Below are 22,893 nucleotides of genomic sequence, written 5' to 3'. Positions count from 1 at the left end.
TAAAAAAATTCGCCTCTTTTTTTGTATGAAAACAAAATAAAATTTTAATCGGTAGAGATTTTTGTCTATCTTAATTAGCTATTAATCCATATCCGTTGAGATACATGATATTACTCATTAAGTACAATATTCGTACTGCCAAAGGATTCGGAATCGTATGTGACGATTATTTTGCCTTTACTAATAGGTTCGTAAGGCAATTCTTCTTCGTAATTACCATTATTTTCATTGTGGATAGAAAGTGTAATTTCATCGATTTTTTTATTTGTATACTGATCTTTAATCGTTTCAGCGATTTGGAGTAACGCCTCGGAACTAGAAGCTTTCGTAATAAGCATTCCTTTTATAACTTTTTTTTCATTATTTGTTGCATTGGAATAAGGGATGTTGCTTTGTTTTGTATACAAAAGTTTGTATGGAACAGTTTTTCTCTCTGCTTTTGATATAGTGGAATATTTTAGAGTTAAAAAAAATCCTACACATAAAATAATGCATACCATAAGAGCAAACCAAATGCGTATCGGTGACATAACTCTCATTTTTCATCCCTCTTTCATATCTTTGACTTCATTATTTATCATACAAAATGAGGATTAAGATAGAGTAAATTTGAGGTAAAGAAACGTAAAGAAGGAGCACTTATCCTCCCAAACAAGTGCTCCTTTTTATTAAAAGAGAGATTTAATAGTCAATCAAAATCACATCTATTACTTATAAATGTGCCTAGTCCTCCCAAAATATTTTCGGAAATTGTGGTTAGTAAATTCGGAAGACAGATAGTGTCGCAGTTGTATCGCCCGCAGGTCCTTGTTGAGGCCCTTGAGCACCAGTAGTCCCCGTAGTTCCTCCGCCTAGGCAACCAGATCCATATTGAACTAGAATAGCTTGACCAAGAGTTTGAAGAAGTCTAACAAATTCTGTAAGTTCTGACTTAGGGATGTTAATGTGACTGCAAGTTCTGACTTCACAACAATCATTACCATAAAATACTTTTCCTTTATTTTTATTGTTCATCTTTTCATTCTTTTCTTTCATAGAATCATTAGTCATTACTATATATTAAAATGAAATTTATACTAAATTCGTGATGGACAAACTACCATTTCTAAAAAAATAAGAAATTGGCCCACCTAGAAAGAAATAAGTAAGATATAGAGAAAGGTTTATATAATGTAAAGAAGAAAAGTGCAACATAAAAAACTACATGCTAATTGTTGGGAGTGTTTAACAATTGGCATGTAGTTCGTGCATTAGTCCTTTATTTACATTGATTTAATTTTTCAAGGGTTGTTTTAGGTAAGATTGGAATAGAAATAGTGAAAGTTGTACCGTTTGAAGCACTAGTCATTTTGAGCGTGCCGTTATGATTTTGGATGATTTTTTTTGTTACTGACAAGCCTAGTCCTGTTCCCGAATCCTTCGTTGAGAAGAATGGATCAAAGATATATTCTTGAATAGCTGGAGGAATACCAATTCCATTATCTGTGAAAGTAATCCGAACGAAGTTATCAAGGCGATAACTAGTAATTTGAATAGAAAGAGGTTCGTCGCCTTGAGCATCGACGGCATTTTGAAATAGATTTAAAAACACTTGAACAAGTTCATGTCGATCAATATTGACTAAAATATCATCTAATTCATTAGAGAAGTTATAATCAATTGAAATATTATGCAAGGAAACTTCACTAACTAGTAACTGTTGAATATACTCACGTAAAAATGTATTAATGGGAAAGGGTTCTCTTTTAAATTCACGTGTTTTTGAAAGAGATAAAAATTTTGTAATGATACTATTTGCTCGATCTAATTCAGGAATAAGTAAATTTTTAAATAGTTCTTTATTAGATGGAGAAACACTTTCTTGTAAAAATTGTAAATATCCTCGTACTGTTGTAAGAGGATTTCGTACTTCGTGTGCAATTCCAGCTGCGATTCGCCCTGCTAACGAAAACTTCTCTGCATCACGTTCTGTATTTAAATAATGAAAGACACTAATAACTCTAAAAATCTCCCCGTTATAATCACGAATAATTCGGTTATTTATAATGCCATAGTTTTTGTCTAAAACTTCTTCATTATATATTTCTGTTCCCGTTTTTAATGTTTCAATCGCTTTAATTTTTTCTTCCGGCAAGTTTAGTAATTGTTGAATCGGTTTTCCGATAATATCATTTCGTATTACACCGAAATCATCTGCAGCAACTTGATTACATAAAGTAATATTCCCTTTACTATCGACAAAGGTTACATGATGTGAAAAGGCATCAAAAATATGTACAAAGTGTTTTTCGAGTTGTTCAAATAAAAATAATGAATCACAAGTAAGTTGAAAATGAGCCTCTTTATTTTCTTTTGGTATTTCTTGAATGGAATGGGTTGTTCTAGTTTTCTTTATTCGTAAACCAATATGTGGATTTTTGTATGTGAAATGATGTGGTAATTGATTCACAAGTTCTTCATAAAAACGTACTTTATTTTCTAGTTCTTCAATTCGTTTTTCATGAGATACAGTAGCATCGTTTGGAAGCATAAATAAATAACCCCTCATTTTAAAAATTCTTCCATATAGTATATCATATTTTTATAAGGATACTCTTAAAGAAAAGGCTACATGATGCAAAGTGTTTGGAAAGTGAATAGAAGATGAAGTTAAAAAGGGAGGGGTATATGTGCTGTTTATTGGAGTGACAGGATGGGGAGATCATGATTCTTTATACATAAATCCCTATGAAAATAGAAATAAATTACGAACATACAGCGAGTATTTTCCTATAGTAGAAGTGGATAGCTCATTTTATGCGATGCAACCTGCACGAAACTATACAAAATGGGCAATGGAAACACCGAAAGATTTTTCTTTTATCGTAAAAGCATATCAAGGAATGACAGGACATATGAAAGGTGAAATTCCTTTTTCTACGTTCGATGAGATGTTTGATGTATATAAACAATCTATTCTTCCTTTAATTGAAGCTGGTAAATTAAAAACGATTTTATTTCAATATCCACCATGGTTTGATTGTAAAAAGAAAAATGTAGATTTTCTCCGATATACAAAAGAAAAAATGGAAGGTTTGCCGTGTGCGATAGAATTTCGAAATCAAACATGGTTTTATCCAAAAATGAGAGATAAGACGTTACAGTTCCTAGAGCAGGAGAAATGGATTCATACAATTTGTGATGAGCCACAGGCAGGGATGGGTTCAGTACCGCTTGTATTAGAAGTAACGAATGCAGAGATGGTGTTAATACGTTTTCATGGCCGGAATGTTCATGGCTGGCTTGATAAAGGGGAAAATTGGAGAGCGGTGCGTTGCTTATATCGCTACAACAATAAAGAATTAGAAGAATGGGTAGAAAGACTAGAACAATTAAAAAAGAAGACAAAGGACATATACGTACTATTTAACAATAATTCGGGCGGCGATGCAGCTGATAATGCGAAACAGCTTATGAAAATGATGAACATTACATATGGTGAGCCAAAGCCTGAGCAATTAAATTTGTTTGAGTGATAATAAACAAGAAAGGCAATGTACAAACAGGGGGAATGTACATTGCCTTTCTATATGAAAAAGAGGGGTAACAATGTTACTGAGCGTTTGGTTGATTCATCAATTGTTGGCTTCGTAATAAATGATAATGGTTATCATTATCATTGTCAATGGTTTTCCGAAAAATAAATAAAAAACTTTTTATATTTTAAATAGAGATAAAAAAAGAACAGCAATTAATGCTGTTCTTTTCCAGTGATGAATTGTTGTAAATCAAAAGGAGTTATCGCTTGGATAAATTCTTTTGAGATAAGTGTTTGAACAAGAGTACTCTCAGAAATAGAAGCACCTGTTTTCTTTTCGTAAGCTTGTTTTAATAAATCAAGTTTTTCAGCCGTTTCTTTCGGTAATTCAATTGTTAAAGTGTTCATAATTTCTCCCCCTTACTATTAGAGTACCACTACAATATAGGAGAGACAAGAAAAGAGAATGTGAAACATAAAAAAGGTTACCATTTATAAATGGTAACCTTTTTTATGTATAAGAGTTATTAAGCAATACCGATATACTTTAAAGTTTTTGATGGAGTACTATGATCAAAGAAGTGTTGTAAAAATGCGATATCAACACCTGATTTGTATGCACAATATCCCCAAGTCTTTCGAAGTGTATGTGAGCTAATCCCTTCTAATCCAACTTCTTTTGCGGCTTTGTTTAAAATGTACCATGCATGTTGTCTCGTAATAGATTTTGTTCCTTTTTGAGATTTTAACAATGGTTCATTACGTTTCCAAGTTTTACGTTCTTTCATGTAGTCTTCGATTGCGTGCTGTAAGTCTTCATTTACAGCAAACCATTTATGTTTCTTCACTTTTTCATTGTAAAATAAAATGGAATGGCGTACATTTTCATTTTCATCGATTACATCACTAACTTTTAATTGTAAGATTTCACTTACTTTTAAGCCAGAATTTACAGCTAATACGAATAATAAGCCATCACGTTTCGAAGATTGTAAAAGTATATTTTTGATAGTTTCTAATTGTTTTTCATTTTGAATAGGTTGTCCTGCTTGTTTCATTTCACGCACTCTCCTCTTTTATATGTGTAAAGGAAAGGATTAACTTGTTTCTTACTATAAAGGGAGAGTGTGAATTTCATGTGAACTCCTAGTGAAATTAAGACAAATTATTTGACTTCTTTTACTTTTTGTAAATTGAAATAGAATACAACACTGTTAGTCGTATTATACACACCATACTCGGCATGATGGAGGTCTAAAATGTTTTTTACAATAGATAATCCGAGACCGGTACCTCCAGTGTGACGGCTACGCGATGCATCTAGACGATAGAAGCGATCCCAAATTTTTTCAAGACTTTCTTCAGGGATAGGGTTTCCTGTATTCTCGATTTCGACTTTTACGGTATCTTCTGCTTCTATAATGGAGACTTGTATTTTTTCTCCCTCTGGCGTATAACGGATTGCATTACTTAGTAAGTTCACAACTACTTGCTCAATGCGACTGCGATTTGCTTTAACAAGTATAGAAGAGTCTGCATCGATGTTCACTTGTAAATGTTTTTCTTCCATGCTAAATAATAATTTTGTGTAGACTTGTTGCGTTAATTCACCGATTGAGAACGTCGTCATATCTAGTTTGTAAGTACCAGATTCCAACTTTGCTAATTCTAACATTTCAACAATCAGCCTGTTCATATTTTCTGTTTCTTCTAAAATAACATCAGTATAATACGAAGTATCCTTACTAACACCATCTTTAATTCCTTCTGCAAAACTTCTAATTACACTTAGCGGTGTTTTTAATTCGTGTGATACGCCAGAAATGAATTCTTTTCTTGTTTTTTCTAATTGACGTTCACGTTCAATATCTTGTTGTAACTTTGTATTAGCAACATTTAATCGATCGATTCGATCTTTTAAATTTACAGATAATGTATTGATACTGCCAGAAAGCCCGCCAATTTCATCGTCAGCTGTAACAGGTAATTTCTCGCTGAAATCAAAATTAGCCATTTTTTTTGTAACACGATTTATTTTAATTAATGGCTTAACAATGATTTTTGAGTAGTAGAAGGATAACAAAATAATTACGAGAAACACGATGATTAAGGCATAGACATAATAATCTTTTAAAACGAGCATCGCTTCATTAACAGGCTGCAAAGATGCTATCGCAAAAGCGTATTCTGTAATCCTTCCATTTTCTATAATCGGTTTTACAAAGATACTATTTTTTATATTTTCTCCGCCATCTAATATGAAAGTACTTAATTGGTTCGAGTTAGAAGTTCCCTCTCTAATCATATCTGCAAAATATTGAACGGCTTGTAATGTTTCAATATCATTTGCAAGACGAACCTCCGCTTTGGATGGGAGCTGTAACTTAGTTATAACACCTGTAAAGACAATTCGAGTTGTAGATTTGTATCGGCTTGCAAGTCTGTTCTTAGAAGGGTTACCATTAATTGACTGAAAATCCGAATAGAAATGTTCGTTCTGCCATTGATTATAATTCGTTCCTAATTTTTGTGGTGTGATTATATTATTCTCTTGTACGACTCCATCAACATTGATTATTACATCTTTTTTTAAACCTAAATTTTCGAATTTATTATATTCTTCTGGTGTTAAAAGATTATTGAGTGGAATGGAATACTGTTTATTATTGTTGGGATTAAATACATCGATATAGTAATTGTTATCACTTTTAATAATACCGTTAGAATCCAAAAACTGCATATCGGCATTTGTTTTATCATGAAATTCTTGTTTTAGTTTTCTAACCTGCTCATAACTTTTATCACTTTTATCATAATTATCTACGAATTTTTCAAAAGCAGTTTGGACTGTTTTTACTTTCTTATTAATATAAAATTTCTCTAAAAATAGAGATTGTCCTAGGAAAAAAAGTAGGAATATGATTGTAAATAAAGTGGATGTTAATAAAAATAGTTTAAAGACGATACTTCTGTTTTTCACTGCGTCACCTCTTATGAGAAATACTGTAAATGATTTCTTTATCCCGCTTTAACGGGCAATAAGACTCCCACTTCAAAATTCGGCGAATACAAGGGAGTTAGGAGGGAGATCAATTGTCCGTAAAATCCGATTGGTTCAACTAATAATCAGTGGGGGATGGAAAAAACCTCCACTGATTAAAGTTTCACTTCATTATAACAAACGTTACAAGAAAGTAGAGGGGAGAAATCTGTCTCTTTATAAAGTAGTTATTTATAAAAAGTCACATAAAAAGAACTCGCCAGACGTATGACAAGTTCTTTAGTGTATTATTGTTGAATTGCTGCATCTAAAGCGATTTCAATCATTTCGTTAAATGTAGTTTGACGCTCTTCAGATGTTGTTTCTTCGCCAGTGAAGATGTGATCGCTAACTGTTAATACAGATAATGCATTTACACCGTATTTCGCTGCTAATGTGTAAAGAGCAGTTGTTTCCATTTCTACTGCTAATACACCGTAATCTCCAAGTTTTTTAACCATGTCCATGCTTTCACGATAAAACACATCTGCTGTTAAAACGTTACCGACACGAACGTGTAATCCTTTTTCAGTTCCAGCATCATAAGCTTTCTTTAAAAGGTCAAAGTTTGCAGCTGGTGCAAAATCAAATCCTGGGAATGTTAAACGGTTCATATTAGAATCAGTACAAGCCGTCATTGCGATAATAACATCACGAACTTTTACATCTTTTTGAATTGCACCGCAAGTTCCAACGCGAATTAAATTTTTAACTCCGTAGCTTTGGATTAATTCGTTTACATAAATAGAAATAGAAGGAACACCCATACCTGTACCTTGAACAGATACACGTTTTCCTTTATAAGTTCCAGTGAAACCTAACATACCACGCACATTATTATAGCAAGTAACGTCCTCTAGAAATGTTTCAGCGATATATTTTGCACGTAATGGATCACCAGGTAATAGAATAGATTCAGCGATTTCGCCTTGTTTTGCTTCGATATGTACACTCATAAAAAAGTCCTCCTTATAATGTATTGATAGAAATCAATATCATTTGCATTATACACTACGAATCCTTTCAATTAAAATCTTTTTATTATTTGTAATATGTACAAAATAGGAGGATTTCATAAATCATAATCTAGAATATATATCTTAAGAAGTTTTGTATGAATAGAGACAATAAAAATGGTAGGTGATGTTTTGAAAAATCTTGTCATTGGGCTTATTGCGTTAGTACTTATTGTGGCAGGAGGATTTTACATAAAAAAATATCAAGAAAACGAAGAGACTGTAGGAGATGTTCAGGAAGTAAAGTGGGATGTTTCAAATGGAAAGGGAAATGAGAAAGTAGATATTGTATTTCAGTTGTTAAACAACAAGAATAATGAAATTCGTGGTGTAAATGATCAAATGCGGGCAGTGATTGTAGATGGACAGTTAAAAAACATACAACAAATTAAACCCACATTTGCAGGGAACGGGTCATATAAGTTATCTTCCAAAATAGCGAAAGACGAAGAATATACAATATTTTTATACGAAGACAAAAATAAGTCCGTAGAGTCATTCGCTAGGAAGAATTTTGGTAGAACGAAAGAGGAGAACAATAAGAAAAAAGTGAAATTTCCAATCGACAGTGTACTTACAAAAAAAATAGGAGAGTATGAAGTTTCTCTTTTATTTGGCGCATTACATCCGAATGAACCAGTTACGTTAACATTTCAGTTTCAAGCGAAAAAGGGTGAAAAATTGAAATTGCATTCAGAGAGAGGAGAAGTAGAGTCACTCTATATAGTGGATGAAACGAAGGAGAATTTTTTATACGCTATGCCTGTAGATACGGATGAGCAATTACAATACCGAATTACATTTCCTGCCGAGGGCACGTATAAAATGTGGGGGAATTTCTATATAAATGGTAAGAAGTATGAAAAAGAATTTATTGTACAAGTTCAAAAAAGAAAAAACAGCTAAGAATTTAGCTGTTTTTTCTTTTTCCTATTAATTTTGTTACAGAGAGCATTGTAATTGGTAAAGAATGATTCTTCCTAAATGCTAAATATTTACCGCTCCATGCTGGTTTATATTTTTCTTTAAAATGTCGTAATCCGCTGAAACTATACGTATAACGAACGTTATTAAAGATTGCAGCAGCCACTCGTTCAGACCAGAAAGACTGTGTGGATAAACCAACATTTGAAAGTGGTGCCATACCGATATTAAAGGAGTGGTATTCATTTTCTTTTGCCCACTGGAATAAGTGGATGAAAATTGCGTCCATAATGCCGCTAGGCGCATCTGGATAATATCGCATTAAATCGACAGATAATAATCCGTTTTGATATACAGGCATGAATGTTGTGAATGCAATAATTTTTCCATCCGCATCAGATAATGTTGCGATAGGAGCGCGACTAATATATTCACGATCGAAGTATCCGAGTGAAAAACCTTTCTCTTTTTTTCCACCAAGCCATGCATCTGAAACTTTTCTTAACTCTTCATATAATTCGTCGGAGAAAGGTGGCTCATGAATAGAGAATGTATAGCCTTCTCTTTCAAAACGGTTGAAAGTAGCTCGCATGCCAGCGCGTTTCTTTCCTGTTATTGTAAAGGTATTTAAATCAACAACAGCTTCTTCACCAAGCTTAAAGAAGTTATAACCAAAATCGTGGTATAAACTCATCCATTTACTTTCAATTTGATAGAATACACAAATGTATCCAAATCGATCAGCCTCAGCTAAAAACTCTTGCAATACAGTACGATAGGAGGAAGGGTCCCCAATTGGATCACCCAGTACAATAAGTCGTTTTCCAGTTATTGAGAAGAGAATGAGTGCTTTTCCATCACTACTGAAAAAGAACTGTTTATCTCCTAAAAAACCTAAATGACTAAGTACATTTCCGCCATGTTCATCTAAGAAGTTTTGTAATCGTTTATCATTAGCTGGTTGCCCGGGAAATTCATTTCGATAACGATTTGCAATGAGTGAACCAATTAGTAAAAAAGTAGGAACAAAAAAGGCAGCTGCTAATGCACTTCGTTTCACTTGTGTAATATTACGAACGACAAAATCAGGTTTGAAAGCTTCTTTTGCACCTGCAAATAAAATACCTAAGTTTTTATATAAATATAACGTTACAAGTAGGAATATAAAAACTTTTACGATATCGGAAAGTGAGACTTCCATTTTCTCACGTACAAACCTTTTACGAAGCATATACAATACAGCGAGTACGATTAATAAAATAAAAGTTTCTTCAACATCAATTCCTTTTAGTGTGTTAAAAATAGCCGCTCCAATTAAAGAAACAATCGTCATATAATAAGAACGTTTTGTTCCGTAATATATCCCCCGCGAAAGAATGAGGAGGAGAATACCGAATGTTAGGGATAAGCTAAAAGAAAATTGAATAAGATGTTTTGGAGCTAGAATATGTAAGGCGTGTGCCCGATTTATACTTGTCGGTAGAATGGTTGATAAAATAACCATTAAGCCAGCAAATACTGTTAAAGCAGCAGATGCCCAAGAACCTAACTTTCCTAGAAAGTCACGCTGCAAAGTCCATATAACACCAGTTGTCTCTAATGCAGGCGCAATAAAAGGTTTATCTTCAAACTTTTTAATGGCTACTCCTGTCATTTCAAAAGCTGCAAAAATGAGACCAAGGCAGAAGGGCAAGATGTAATAGACGAGACGATATAATAACATAGCAGGGAGTAAAACACCTGTATCGATACCGTATTGCCCAAGCCCAGTTAAGAAGACAAGATCAAATGATCCAAGGCCACCAGGAACAAGGCTAACGACACCAGCTAAAGCAGCAATAACATATACGCCTAAAAACTTTTGGAATTCGATTTCAATGCCAAATAATAGTAATATGACGTACATAACAATACCAGCAGATACCCATTCGACTAATGAAACTAATGAGTATAAAACAGTTGGGTTTTTCTCCTCTTCTTCTTGTTCCTCTGTTTGCGTTGCTTTTCTATTTTTTAATTTAGAAAATCCGATATATATAGGGACGAAAAGAGCGAAGAAGATAAGAACAGGCCATAGCCATGGTTTTTCATGCAAAATAAATCTCGTGTCTAATATTCCGATAAGACCAAGAAATGAAAGAATGGCTAATCCATTAATAAAGGCAGTTGTCATCCAAGCGATACTTTTAATAAGTTTTCCATTTTCTTTTATATATGGACGATAAAGCATTGTGCGTACGCCGGCTCCAACAAGACCACCAAACCCGATAAATCCATTTAAAGTATTAGCAATCCACGAGATACGGAAAATCTTTTGGACAGGAATATCAGCTTTTAAGTAACGAAGCATAACATAGTCATAAAAGAACATTGTTGATACAGCGAATGCACCAAGTGTAATTGCTAAAAAGACTCCTCCAGTTGGAATGTTTTTAATTGTATCAATCGCTTCTAAAAAAGAAATGCCCGCTAATTCTTTTTTTGCTTGAAAGAATACAATTGTTAATACAACAAATGGGAAGATAATTTTCCCGATTTGTAAGAAACGTTTCCATGAAAACGACATAAATACAACTCTCCTTGTATAAGAAAACTGAGACAATAATATTATTATGACAAACTTCAAGAAAAATAAAAAGGTAATTTCCTGTATAGGGGAGCTATTTTTTATATAGGTATATTTAAAAGAATATTTAGTTTATCAGAAAATTAAGTTAGAATAAGGTGAAAGAAGGGTGAGGGGGGAGTATATGATTATAAAAGGTTACGTAGGATATGAATTAGAAAAAGAGAAACCTAATACATCAGAAGATTTTTTTAACAGATCTGAAGTGACATATATATTAAATGGTAAAGAGAAAACTTTTTCGGTTTTATACGTTCGATATTTTGAAGAAGTTTTACAAGAAATTACTCCTTTTGAAGGAAATCCAGTGTATAAAGTAGAAGAACAAAACATATATTTGCGCGATATTGTAGCGATATGTTGTTTAATGAAAGATAAGGAGCTTCGTGGGCAAAAACGTTTGTATTTAAATAATATGGAAGAATTTCAACAATATTTTGATGAGGGAACGGTGTCGAAAGTACAAGAAATATTGGCTGAATTACATAAAAATAAAAGAGTAGAAATAGCGTGAAATGGCAAAGGAGAGAGAAAAAAATGTCTAATTTGATGGTTGAAAATCAAACAGAACAAGTTTCTATATTTTTAGAAGATGCTATTAATTTGATAACCAATTATGTAAATTATCATACGTTACCTTCTTTATTAGAGGAAACACCAGCAGGGAATGAGCGATATTATAAAGGGTTATTAGCATCAATGAGACGACTTCTCGTTTTTTGCGAAGAAGGACAGGATGCATGTTTTGTTTTGTTGAATAGCCAGCCATTTCGAAAAACAGCAGCTGAAAAAATTTTATATAAGATTTACCATCAAGTAATTGCAGAGTTTTTTTCACCGAAGAGTGATCATTGGTATGAAAATAGTCGGTCTGCATATACAGGGAAAAATTCTATCGTTTTTCAACAAACACCACCTGCATCTTTAGAGCAAGTGATGAAGAGTTTAGAAGGTAAATTTCAATTGATGCGTGAAGAACTAGAATATTATGAGACGGATTATCAGACAAAGATGTTACACAAATATTGATTGAGGAAAAGAAGCTAAGGTGACTTAGCTTCTTTTCCTTTTGTACAGTTATATAAGGGATTTTCATTGAATATAGTTAAGTGGATAGCATTAGGGAGGTGCAACATGAATCAGCAAGGTGTATTTACAGATTACTTTCATGAAGTAGAAAATTGGTGTGAAAGTGTTCTTCACGTATTAGATAGTCGCGCAATGGAAGTGTATGATGTCCATATGCTTGCGTATAAAATTCAGACGTTATTAGAGCGTATGAAAGAGCATGAGTATGAAACAGATGCAGAGTTTATGTATGAAATAAGCGATGATGTAGAACATATTCAGCATCACTTGCAGGAAGTATTTATGCAAGAAGAAGAGGAATATGAATTATATGAAAGAGGGGATAGTGAACGAGCTGTCCCAATTGGAGGACATACACTCCCGCCATTACCTTATCCATATAATGCGTTAGAACCGTATATTTCTAAAGAAATTATGATGTTACATCATGATAAACATCATCGGAGTTACGTGGAAGGATTAAATAAAGCAGAGAAGATGATGGAAGAAGCGAGAAAAACAAATAAATTTGATTTAATTAAGCATTGGGAAAGGGAAGCGGCTTTTCATGGGTCAGGTCATTACTTACACACGATATTTTGGAATAACATGAAAAAAGACGGTGGTGGAAGTCCAAGAGGAACTTTTTCACAACAAATTGAACAAGATTTTGGGAGCTTTTTACGTTTCCAAAAACATTTTACAGAAGCAGCCTCTAAAGTAGAAGGTTCAGGCTGGGCAATTCTCGTTTGGGTACCCCGGTCTGGAAGGTTAGAAATTTTGCAAAGTACACTTCATCAATTATTTACACAATGGGATACGATACCGCTCCTTGTACTAGATGTCTGGGAACATGCGTATTATTTACAATACCAAAATCGAAAAGATGAATATATTAAAAACTGGTGGAATGTTGTAAATTGGCCTGATGTAGAAAAAAGGTTTGAAACTGCGAAACAAATTGAATGGACACCATATTAGACGCAAATTCTCTGCGTCTTTTTTAATGGAAGTAGAAGGAAGATTTCGTTCATATTTTAAAAGGCCAAGCATACACTTGTACAAAAAGTGCCAAAAGGACGTGGGGGGAAATATGAGACGAATTTGTGTAATCATTACGCTTCTTATGATGTATGCAAGCGTTATGCCGATTCCTACATATGCAAAGATGAACAGCAATGTTAGTGCTCGAAATGCTGTATTAATGGAGCAACAGTCTGGTCGTGTATTATACGGAAAGGCAGAACATGAGCCTCAAAAAATTGCTAGTATAACAAAAATTATGACCGCCTTATTAGCTGCTGAATCAGGGAAGATGAAAGAAATGGTATCAGTTAGTAATGAAGCGGTGAGGGTGGAAGGATCGGCAATCTATTTAAAGCCTGGACAAAAAGTGAAGTTAGAAGATTTAGTATACGGACTCATGCTTAGATCTGGTAATGACGCAGCGCAAGTAATTGCTGAAAGTGTGGGTGGGAGTATAGATGGATTCGTATATTTAATGAATCAAAAAGCGAAAGAAATTGGAATGAAAGATACGCACTTCTCAAACCCTCATGGCTTAGATGGAGATGGATCACATTATTCGTCGGCTTACGATATGGCATTATTAACGAAATATGCAATGGGAAACGAGACATTTAAGAAAATCTTTGGAACCAAAACATATAAATCAGATTCTTGGGATTACCCGTGGAAAAATAAACATAAGCTGGTAACGTCTTATTATGAATTTGCAACAGGGGGAAAAACAGGCTTTACGAAGAAAGCTGGGCGAACGCTTGTTACAACGGCATCAAAAGGTGGACTAGATTTAATTGTCGTAACTTTGAGTGCCTCTAGTGATTGGGATGATCATATGAATTTGTTTGATAAAGGTTTTGACCGTTTCAAACAAACGAAAGTTTTAGGACAAGGAGCAATTGCTGAAATAAATGAAAAGAAGTATGCCAACCATGTTTATACGAAAAATAGTTTTTCGGTACCGTTAACTGAAGAAGAAAAAAAGAACGTAGTATTAAAAGTTGAACTCGATAAAAGTACAAAACTTACGGATGGAGTAAAGGTTGGGAAGACAGACATTTATGTTGGTAATGAAAAAGTTGGAGAACGGAATTTATTTTATAGTAAACGAAAGTTAGTAGCTACAACGGGACTTTACTGGAATAATGTGAAAGAAATTTTTTCTTACATGATAGGTGTTGGGAACGATGGTTAATCTCGTATGGGTAGCGATGGCTGTCATTGGGATTGTATACGCCATGATAAATGGAACGATGGAAGAAGTGAATAAAGCTGTATTTGACGGAGCAAAAGATGCGGTAACGATTTGTATAGGACTTATTAGTGTTTTAGTATTTTGGCTCGGTTTAATGAAAATTGCAGAGGAAGCCGGATTGTTAAAAAAATTAGTTACACTTTTTATGCCGATAGTAAAAAGGTTGTTTCCAGAAATACCAAAGGATCATCCGTCTATGGGATTTATTCTATCAAATATGATGGCAAACTTTTTTGGTCTAGGTAATGCAGCGACCCCTCTTGGTATTAAAGCGATGGAACAACTGAAAGAGTTAAATGGAGGAAAGGATTCGGCGAGCCGTTCTATGGTGACGTTTCTAGCATTAAATACATCAGCTATTACATTAATTCCTACGACAGTCATTTCCATTCGAATGACGTATGAATCAGCGAATCCTACTGAAATTGTTGGGGTAACATTTATTGCACAAGTACTTTCTATGATTGGGGCAATTTGGATTGACCGCTATTTTTACCGAAGAAGGAGTAGAAAGGGGCGGAAAAAATGAGCATTGTAAATACAATTTCCTTATGGGTAATCCCTTGTGTAATTGGTTTTATCCTTTTATATGGCACAATAAAGAAAGTGCCGACGTATGAATCGTTCGTTGAGGGAGGAAAAGAAGGGATTCAAATTGCAATTTCCATCTTACCGTTTATGGTTGGAATGCTTGTGTCTATTTCTATATTCCGGTCTTCAGGTGCGTTAGATGCAATGATATCGGTAATGAAGCCAATGTTAGATTTGATCCATGTTCCAGCAGAAATTGTACCCTTAGCACTTATACGCCCTATTTCAGGCTCTGCTGGTTTAAGTATTACGACCGATTTAATTGCAACATATGGGCCAGATTCGTTTATTGGGAGATTGGCTTCTACGATGCAAGGGAGCACAGATACGACTTTCTATATTTTAACTGTATATTTTGGAGCGGTTGGGATTAGAAAAATGGGGGATGCACTAAAAGTAGGACTTTTTGCAGATTTAATCGGGATTATATGCTCAATTGTGTTCGTTTCTTTATTGTTTCAGTAATACTATTCATTTTTTACGCTATTTCGCTTATAATACGTATACGACCACTATTAAGGTGTAGCTTAATAGTGGTTTTTTTATGTGGTATTTTTGACAAAATGATGAACTTTTATTGTGAGAAATATGAAAAATATGGACAATAATAAAGGGTAAAAACATGATTTGACCTTTATATGTTTATTATCATCGCTATGTTGTTTAAGTAAGATGAAGCGAATAGCCGTAAAGCGTATGCGGTTGCCAAGTCTTTCTAATGTAAGGTAAGATAAATTCGAGGTGAAAAAAAGAAATGGAACGATTACAAAAAGTGATTGCGCAAGCAGGTATTGCATCGAGAAGAAAGGCTGAGGAATTAATTCAGCAAGGAAAAGTGAAAGTTAATGGAAAAATAGTGAAAGAGTTAGGGACAAAAGTAACTCCTCAAGATAAAGTAGAAGTAAATAATATCCCTCTTGAAAAAGAAGAACCTGTTTATTTTTTACTATATAAACCAACTGGCGTAATTTCAAGTGTATCAGACGATAAAGGAAGAAGTGTTGTAACGGACTTTTTCCCGGAAATTACACAACGTTTATTCCCAATCGGACGCTTAGATTATGATACGTCTGGCGTATTATTAATGACAAACGATGGGGACTTCGCAAACGTATTAATGCATCCTAGATATAAAGTTGAAAAAACATATGTTGCAAAAATAAAAGGGCCATTAACAGGTGAGAAAATTCGCATGTTAGAACGCGGTGTTACGTTAGAAGACGGTAAAACAGCACCAGCACGTGTGAAAATTATTTCTTGGGACAAGCGTAAAGAGATGGCTATTGTACAATTAACAATTCATGAAGGACGTAATCGTCAAGTACGTCGTATGTTTGAAGCGTTAGACTGTAAAGTAGTGAAATTAAAACGTGAACGTTATGCTTTCTTAGAAGTAGGAAGCCTGCGACCTGGTGATGCGAGAGAATTGACACCACATGAGGTGAAACAATTACGCGCGCTTGCTTCTACAAAGCCAAGATAAGCTATAGAGTTAAAAATTCACCAGTGGAGTGCTCTGCTGGTGATTTATTCAATACAACATTTACAGAAGATAATACATAACATTTACCGAGGAGAGGAGAGGTAATATGAAGAAAAATCGCTTATTATTTCGCGTTATTATTCTACTCATTTTATGTGGTGCTGTAGGATTTACCCTTTATCAAGGATTCTTTGCTAATAAAGAGAAAATGCAAATCGGAAAAGAAGCACCTAACTTTATTGTGACGGATTTAGAAGGAAAGAAAATTGAACTAAAAGATTTAAAGGGAAAAGGTGTATTTTTAAACTTTTGGGGCACGTGGTGTAAACCTTGTGAAAAAGAAATGCCTTATATGAATGAATTATATCCAAAGTATAAAGAAAAAGGCGTTGAAATCATAGCGTTAGATGCAGATGAAACGGATATTGCAGTAAAGAACTTTGTGAACCAATATGGTTTGAAATTCCCAGTTGCCATTGATAAAGGACAAAAGATTATAGGAACATATGGAGTAGGTCCTTTACCGACAAGCTTTTTGATTGATAAAGATGGAAAAGTAGTGGAGCAAATTATAGGGGAACAAACGAAAGAACAGTTAGAAGGGTATTTAAAGAAAATTACTCCGTAATAAAGAAAGCCTTTACATAAGGGGTGCGTGTTTATAGTGCCTCTGGTTTAAAAATTCTGAGTATTGCGGTAACTTGAGGTTAGAATATACAATAGTACATATAGATACAGGGGCGGTGAGAGTGTTGAAAGAAATTAAATGTGAATGTGGACATGTTAATCCGATAGGAACCGTTTTTTGTGAAGCTTGCGGGAAACCATTTGAAAGCAATGAAAATGCAAAACTATTGGATATGCGCTATGAGGGGAGTGCACGGAGATCTCTCACGCAGACAAAAACGATAGTCGATAAAATTTGGAGCTTTTTCTCTTCTGTAAAAGTAGGTGTATGGCTAATCGTAATAACTTTAGCTGCATCAGCGATAGGAACTATATTTCCGCAAGAAATGTACATAACTCCAGGTATTGCACCAGCTGAATATTATAAACAAGAATATGGATTTTTAGGACAATTATACTATCAATTAGGGTTTAATAATTTATACGGTTCATGGTGGTATATGATTTTGATTGCTTCTATCGGTATTTCACTTGTGATATGTAGTTTAGACCGCGTTATTCCACTTTATAAAGCTTTAAAAAAGCAAGGCGTAAAAAGACATCCTAGTTTTTTAAAGAGACAGAGATTATATGGGACTGGTACACCGCAAGAAGGTGACCTGGAAAGAGTGCAAGAGAATTTAAAGAAAAGAAACTATAACGTGAAAGTGGAAGACGGAAACGTTTTAGCAGAAAAGGGACGCTTCTCGCGTTGGGGTCCATATGTAAATCATATCGGTCTTATTATCTTTTTATTCGGTGCGATGCTTCGTTTTTTACCGAGTATGTACGTAGACGAAGCACTTTGGTTACGTGACGGTGAAACGAAAGAAATACCAGGGACGGATGGACAATACTACTTAAAAAACGAGAAATTTATAAAAGAAGTTTATGATAAAAGTAAGGACAAGGAAGTTTTTGATGAAGCGATTGATCGTGTAGGCGATAAAATGATTGCGAAAAACTTCCAAACGAATGCCGTATTATATAAAGCAGTAGGAGAAAATATAGCAGGACAAAAACCGAAATTAGAAAAAGTAAAAGAAGCGGAAATTCGAGTGAATGAACCACTGAAATTTGATCAATTTGCAGTGTATCAAGTTTCTTATAAAGAAAGTGAATTTAAAAGTATGTCCTTTAACTTGCAAAATAAAGAAAATAATCAAAAGTGGGGACCAATTAAAGTAGATTTAACGAATCCTAAGGAAAAATATGATTTAGGAAATGGTTATTCTCTAGAACTATTAAGCTATTTTCCTGATTTTTATTTTGATGAGAATGGAAAACCAAATACAAAAACGAAATTACCAAACAATCCTGCATTTGTATTTAAAATGTTTACACCTGAAACACCAGATGGTGAAGTGAGTTTTGTTGGTATTCAGCAAAATATAGAACCAGATGGAAACAACAAATATAAAATGTCGTTTGCAGGTGTTGAAATGCAAAATGCCACAGCACTTACTGTAAGAAAAGATTTAACGCTTTGGATTCTCGGCATTGGAGGATTTATATTTATGGTTGGTGTCATTCAAGGTATGTATTGGAATCATCGCCGTATTTGGATACAACGTGTTAATGATGAATGGTGGATTGCAGGGCATACAAATAAAAATTGGTTCGGTTTAAAGAAAGATATTGAAAGAGTACTAGAAGGTACAGCAATTCCACAGCCAAATGATAAAGTAATTGATAAAAAAATTAGTTAAGGTGGGGAAACGATATGGTGCAAATAAGTAGTAACTTTCTCTTTACCGCATTTATTTTATATTTAATTGCCACTCTATTTTTCGGGGGAGCAATTAAAGAAAAGGGTCATAAATGGGCAAATGTAGGAATAACGATTACAATTTTAGGGTTTATTGCACAAACAGTATATTTTGTTACAAGGTGGATTGCATCAGGACATGCGCCAGTTAGTAACTTTTTTGAATTCGGTACATTTTTCGGCATGATGCTTGTAGGAGCATTTATTGTCATGTATTTTATGTACCGTGTAAGCATAATCGGACTATTTGCATTACCAGTTGCGCTTTTATTAATTGCCTATGCAAGTATGTTTCCGAGGGAAATATCTCCGCTTATTCCATCTTTAAAAAGTAATTGGTTACATATTCACGTGACGACGGCAGCAGCAGGACAAGCCATTTTAGCGATTAGTTTTATTACAGGTGTTATGTATTTATTGAAAAATGTAGATCAATCGACGAGAAGTAAACGTACATTTTGGCTAGAGACGGTAGTATTTACACTTGTTTGTACAGTTGGATTTATTGGAGTAACAACGGTATTTTCTAGTATGAAATATGAAGCGAAGTTTCAATGGATTGATAAAAATGAACAACAAGTGGAAATGAAATACAATCTTCCGGCTTTAGTTGGACCGCACGAAGGGAAGTTACTGACAGAAAATAAATTAGAACCGGCAGTTGAAGTTCCAGCGATTGTAAATGCGAAAAAATTAAATACTGTTATTTGGTCAGTGTTAGTTGGAACATTACTGTATATTGTATTAAGACTTGTTTTACGGAAGCGAGTATCGGCGGCACTTCAGCCGTTAGTAAAGAATACGAATAGTGATTTACTAGATGAAATCGGATATCGATCTATTGCAATTGGATTCCCAGTGTTCACATTAGGTGCATTAATTTTTGCGATGATTTGGGCACAAATAGCGTGGACACGTTTTTGGGGCTGGGATCCAAAAGAGGTTTGGGCACTTATCACTTGGCTCTTTTATGCGGCAGTATTACATTTACGCCTATCAAAAGGATGGCATGGAGAGAAGTCAGCTTGGCTTGCAGTAATTGGTTTTGCAATCATTATGTTTAACTTTATTGTAGTAAACTTAATTATTGCCGGTTTACATTCATATGCATAGAGAAATAAAATAGGGGAGTGCATGTCACTTTCCTATTTTATTTTTGTCAACTTTTCTTCTTTTTTGAGAAAAACATGACAAAGTAGCGGTTGATTTTGTAAAATGATGTCGAGGACATTATATGCTGTTCAAAAAAAATACATAGTTTTGGAAAAAAATTGAACAAAATTTATTATTCTTGTGAAGCATAATATGGGAAGTGAAACATTTAGAAGATTGCTTAAATAAACGAGAATAGCGCAACATAATAGTTAAAGAAGGGTAGGTGTGAACCGCTGAGGTGAGAGTGCGCAGCGGGTAGAGATGGAAAATGAATCAAGAATTTTAATTGTAGATGATGAGGATCGTATTCGTCGTTTATTGAAAATGTACTTAGAAAGAGAACAATATACGATTGAAGAAGCAGATAATGGTGATACAGCTTTAGAAATGGCGTTGCAAAATGATTACGATTTAATCTTATTAGATCTTATGATGCCTGGTAAAGATGGCATTGAAGTATGTAAAGGGGTTCGTGAGAAGAAAGCGACACCAATTATTATGCTGACAGCAAAAGGTGAAGAAGTAAATAGAGTACAAGGATTTGAAGTTGGAACAGATGATTATATTGTAAAGCCATTTAGTCCACGTGAGGTCGTACTACGTGTGAAAGCGGTATTACGTCGTGCTGTACCAACAACATTCTTTACACAAGATACAACGACAAAAGATGTTACTGTATTCCCGCACTTAACAATTGATAACGATGCACACCGTGTTACTGCAGATGGTAATGAAGTAAACTTAACGCCGAAAGAATATGAGTTACTATTATTTTTAGCGAAAGCTCCTGATAAAGTATTCGATCGTGAGCAACTGTTAAAAGAAGTATGGCAATATGAATTCTTCGGAGATTTACGTACAGTTGATACACATGTAAAGCGTTTACGTGAGAAGTTAAGCAAAAAATCACCAGATGCAGCGAAAATGATCGTTACTGTTTGGGGTGTAGGTTACAAATTTGAGGTTGTGAACGACTGATGCTTTGGAGAAGTGTAGTAGGGAAGTTATGGATGACCATATTACTTCTCGTTTCGTTTGTTCTTGGATTTGTTGCGATTTTACTTTCACAGTTTTTTAGAACGTATTATGTTGATATGAGTGAAGCTAGGCTTCAAAAAGTTGCAACAAGTGTTTCAGAGTTAATTGAAGAAGGTGCCGATGTAAAAACGATTGAGAATATCGCTTACAAATTCTCTGACCCACTTTCAAGGATTATTATTGTAGAAGATGGTAAAGAAATCTCTTCTTCACCGAAACAAGAAGGGTTAGTCACTCTTACAATGGATGACTTAAAAGAAGATAAAGAATTAGCGGCTGTGTTTACAGACAAAAAAGAAATTAAGAATAATATTAGAAAAGCGTCTAATAGTAGGAAGAATAAAAACACCGAAAATGATATTATGATCGTCGGAAAACCAGTGCAATCAAAAAATCAAAGTGCAGTGTTCGTATATGAATCTTTACAAGTACCGATACAAGGTATGGAAAGAACAACTGATTTTATTTTCTTATCGGCTGGAATTGCGATTATATTAACAACTTTCTTTGCGTTCTTCTTATCTACTCGGATTACAGCACCGCTTCGTAAAATGCGTGAGGTTGCTTTTGAAGTGTCACGTGGGAAGTTTGATGCAAAGGCTCCTATGGTATCTCAGGATGAGATTGGTGAGCTTGCAACGGCCTTAAATCAAATGGGAAAACAGTTGAAGTTTAATATGAACGCCTTGCAACAAGAAAAAGAGCAGTTAGCAAGTATTTTGAGTAGTATGGCAGATGGGGTTATTACGTTAAATCAAGAAGGTGAAGTCGTTGTAATCAATCCGCCGGCCGAACATTTCTTACAAGTTTGGCAAGAAGAAAAAGAGATAGAGCTCAGTAAAAAACTACCTTCTGAACTTGTGGAATTATTCCATCTCGTTGTAGAAAGCGAACAACAACAAGTTGTTGAAATTAATTTACAAAAAGGGAACTATGTAGTTCTTATGACGCCGCTTTACAATCAAACGAAAATTCGTGGAGCTGTAGCAGTGCTGCGAGATATGACGGAAGAACGTCGTCTTGAAAAGATGCGTCAAGATTTTATTGCGAATGTATCACATGAACTTCGTACACCAATGGTCATGCTGCAAGGGTATAGTGAAGCGATTTTAGATGATATTGTGCAAACGAAAGAGGAAATAGATGAGTTTGTTCAAATTATTTATGATGAATCTGTTCGTTTAGGTAAACTTGTAAATGAATTGTTAGATTTAGCTCGTATGGAAAGCGGTCATGTAGAGTTACATATTGGTGAAGTGGATATACATCCGTTTGTTGAAAAAATTGGTCGTAAATTCCAAGGGATTGCAAAGGATAAAGAGGTCGCGTTAACGGTTGATTTCAAAGGTCCAATTGAACAATACCCGTTTGATGCAGATCGTATGGAACAAGTATTGACGAATTTAATTGATAACGCAATACGTCATACGAATGCAGGCGGACATGTAACGCTTGTAATTGATACGAAAAATAACGGTCTTATTTTTGAAGTACAAGATTCGGGTGCAGGCATTCCAGAAGAAGATATTCCATTTTTATTTGATCGTTTCTATAAAGCTGATAAAGCAAGAACACGTGGGAAAAAGGGTGGAACAGGACTCGGGCTTGCGATTGCGAAAAATATTGTTCAAGGCCATGATGGTAAAATTTCTGTATCAAGTGTTGTTGGAGAAGGAACTACATTCTCTGTATATTTACCGAATCGTATAATTTAGATATGCGT

At 34.5% G+C, this 22,893-nt stretch carries 22 protein-coding genes; 14 read left to right on the top strand and 8 right to left on the bottom strand.

Features of this window, described 5'->3' with window-relative positions; all coding sequences use genetic code 11:
- Positions 1-110: 110 nt before the first annotated feature.
- From ACUN13_RS08175 to ACUN13_RS08165, 3 genes are all read right to left on the bottom strand, one after another.
- Positions 111-539 (bottom strand): hypothetical protein, encoded by a 429-nt coding sequence (locus ACUN13_RS08175; protein WP_025689008.1) that lies wholly within the window; start codon positions 537-539, stop codon positions 111-113.
- A gap of 217 nt (positions 540-756) precedes the next feature.
- Positions 757-1,035 (bottom strand): hypothetical protein, encoded by a 279-nt coding sequence (locus ACUN13_RS08170; protein WP_025689010.1) that lies wholly within the window; start codon positions 1,033-1,035, stop codon positions 757-759.
- A 223-nt stretch (positions 1,036-1,258) separates the two neighbouring features.
- On the bottom strand, positions 1,259-2,530 hold the full coding sequence (locus ACUN13_RS08165; protein ID WP_025689012.1) for an ATP-binding protein: 1,272 nt from the start codon (positions 2,528-2,530) through the stop codon (positions 1,259-1,261).
- Positions 2,531-2,669: 139 nt separating this feature from the next.
- On the opposite strand from ACUN13_RS08165, the gene ACUN13_RS08160 reads away from it, so the two are divergent.
- The gene (locus ACUN13_RS08160) at positions 2,670-3,515 is read left to right on the top strand and encodes a DUF72 domain-containing protein (protein ID WP_025689014.1); all 846 of its coding nucleotides are present in this window, start codon (positions 2,670-2,672) and stop codon (positions 3,513-3,515) included.
- A gap of 215 nt (positions 3,516-3,730) precedes the next feature.
- On the opposite strand, the gene ACUN13_RS08155 is transcribed toward ACUN13_RS08160, so the two are convergent.
- The 4 genes from ACUN13_RS08155 to deoD form a co-directional block, all read right to left on the bottom strand.
- The gene (locus ACUN13_RS08155; protein WP_001094858.1) at positions 3,731-3,925 is read right to left on the bottom strand and encodes a DUF3924 domain-containing protein; all 195 of its coding nucleotides are present in this window, start codon (positions 3,923-3,925) and stop codon (positions 3,731-3,733) included.
- Between the two features lie 119 nt (positions 3,926-4,044).
- Positions 4,045-4,575, bottom strand: coding sequence for a tyrosine-type recombinase/integrase (locus tag ACUN13_RS08150; RefSeq protein WP_000806236.1), 531 nt, complete (start codon positions 4,573-4,575; stop codon positions 4,045-4,047).
- 107 nt (positions 4,576-4,682) lie between these two features.
- Positions 4,683-6,497, bottom strand: coding sequence for a sensor histidine kinase (locus ACUN13_RS08145; protein WP_000797518.1), 1,815 nt, complete (start codon positions 6,495-6,497; stop codon positions 4,683-4,685).
- Between the two features lie 308 nt (positions 6,498-6,805).
- On the bottom strand, positions 6,806-7,513 hold the full coding sequence (gene deoD / locus ACUN13_RS08140; RefSeq protein WP_000110707.1) for a purine-nucleoside phosphorylase: 708 nt from the start codon (positions 7,511-7,513) through the stop codon (positions 6,806-6,808).
- Between the two features lie 177 nt (positions 7,514-7,690).
- Here deoD and ACUN13_RS08135 point away from each other — a divergent pair, with 177 nt between their 5' ends.
- Entirely contained in the window at positions 7,691-8,479 is a 789-nt protein-coding gene (locus tag ACUN13_RS08135; protein ID WP_000232610.1) for a hypothetical protein, read from the top strand.
- 4 nt (positions 8,480-8,483) lie between these two features.
- On the opposite strand, the gene mprF is transcribed toward ACUN13_RS08135, so the two are convergent.
- Entirely contained in the window at positions 8,484-11,063 is a 2,580-nt protein-coding gene (gene mprF / locus ACUN13_RS08130; protein ID WP_025687633.1) for a bifunctional lysylphosphatidylglycerol flippase/synthetase MprF, read from the bottom strand.
- 184 nt (positions 11,064-11,247) lie between these two features.
- Here mprF and ACUN13_RS08125 point away from each other — a divergent pair, with 184 nt between their 5' ends.
- From ACUN13_RS08125 to resE, 12 genes are all read left to right on the top strand, one after another.
- Complete coding sequence (locus ACUN13_RS08125) at positions 11,248-11,637, top strand: hypothetical protein (RefSeq protein ID WP_025687634.1); 390 nt, start codon at positions 11,248-11,250, stop codon at positions 11,635-11,637.
- A gap of 23 nt (positions 11,638-11,660) precedes the next feature.
- Positions 11,661-12,152 carry a YpuI family protein gene (locus tag ACUN13_RS08120; protein WP_000067557.1) on the top strand — a complete coding sequence of 164 codons (492 nt, stop codon included), beginning with the start codon at positions 11,661-11,663 and terminating at the stop codon, positions 12,150-12,152.
- A gap of 105 nt (positions 12,153-12,257) precedes the next feature.
- Entirely contained in the window at positions 12,258-13,172 is a 915-nt protein-coding gene (locus ACUN13_RS08115; RefSeq protein ID WP_001075741.1) for a superoxide dismutase, read from the top strand.
- A gap of 112 nt (positions 13,173-13,284) precedes the next feature.
- A complete protein-coding gene (gene dacB / locus ACUN13_RS08110) occupies positions 13,285-14,409 on the top strand; it encodes a D-alanyl-D-alanine carboxypeptidase DacB (protein WP_001252638.1) in 1,125 nt (374 codons plus the stop codon).
- Positions 14,402-14,998: a spore maturation protein SpmA gene (gene spmA, locus ACUN13_RS08105; RefSeq protein ID WP_000247811.1), complete on the top strand. Its 597-nt coding sequence runs from the start codon at positions 14,402-14,404 to the stop codon at positions 14,996-14,998. The genes dacB and spmA overlap by 8 nt, the downstream gene beginning before the upstream one ends.
- Positions 14,995-15,525: a spore maturation protein SpmB gene (spmB, locus tag ACUN13_RS08100; protein WP_000029514.1), complete on the top strand. Its 531-nt coding sequence runs from the start codon at positions 14,995-14,997 to the stop codon at positions 15,523-15,525. Before spmA ends, spmB begins: the two co-directional genes overlap by 4 nt.
- Before the next feature lie 289 nt (positions 15,526-15,814).
- Positions 15,815-16,543, top strand: a complete 729-nt coding sequence (rluB, locus tag ACUN13_RS08095) for a 23S rRNA pseudouridine(2605) synthase RluB (RefSeq protein ID WP_000440556.1) — start codon at positions 15,815-15,817, stop codon at positions 16,541-16,543.
- 106 nt (positions 16,544-16,649) lie between these two features.
- A complete protein-coding gene (resA, locus tag ACUN13_RS08090; RefSeq protein WP_000742192.1) occupies positions 16,650-17,171 on the top strand; it encodes a thiol-disulfide oxidoreductase ResA in 522 nt (173 codons plus the stop codon).
- A 121-nt stretch (positions 17,172-17,292) separates the two neighbouring features.
- A complete protein-coding gene (gene resB, locus ACUN13_RS08085; RefSeq protein WP_000910524.1) occupies positions 17,293-18,918 on the top strand; it encodes a cytochrome c biogenesis protein ResB in 1,626 nt (541 codons plus the stop codon).
- A 14-nt stretch (positions 18,919-18,932) separates the two neighbouring features.
- On the top strand, positions 18,933-20,090 hold the full coding sequence (gene resC, locus ACUN13_RS08080) for a cytochrome c biogenesis protein ResC (RefSeq protein WP_000250083.1): 1,158 nt from the start codon (positions 18,933-18,935) through the stop codon (positions 20,088-20,090).
- 303 nt (positions 20,091-20,393) lie between these two features.
- A complete protein-coding gene (resD, locus tag ACUN13_RS08075) occupies positions 20,394-21,110 on the top strand; it encodes a DNA-binding response regulator ResD (protein WP_000426861.1) in 717 nt (238 codons plus the stop codon).
- A complete protein-coding gene (gene resE, locus ACUN13_RS08070) occupies positions 21,110-22,885 on the top strand; it encodes a sensor histidine kinase ResE (RefSeq protein WP_000964677.1) in 1,776 nt (591 codons plus the stop codon). Before resD ends, resE begins: the two co-directional genes overlap by 1 nt.
- Positions 22,886-22,893: the final 8 nt, after the last annotated feature.

It is taken from the genome of Bacillus cereus group sp. Bce041 (assembly GCF_052646455.1).
Note: the sequence above shows the minus strand (reverse complement) of the source record. Positions and strands in the feature narration are given on the sequence as shown.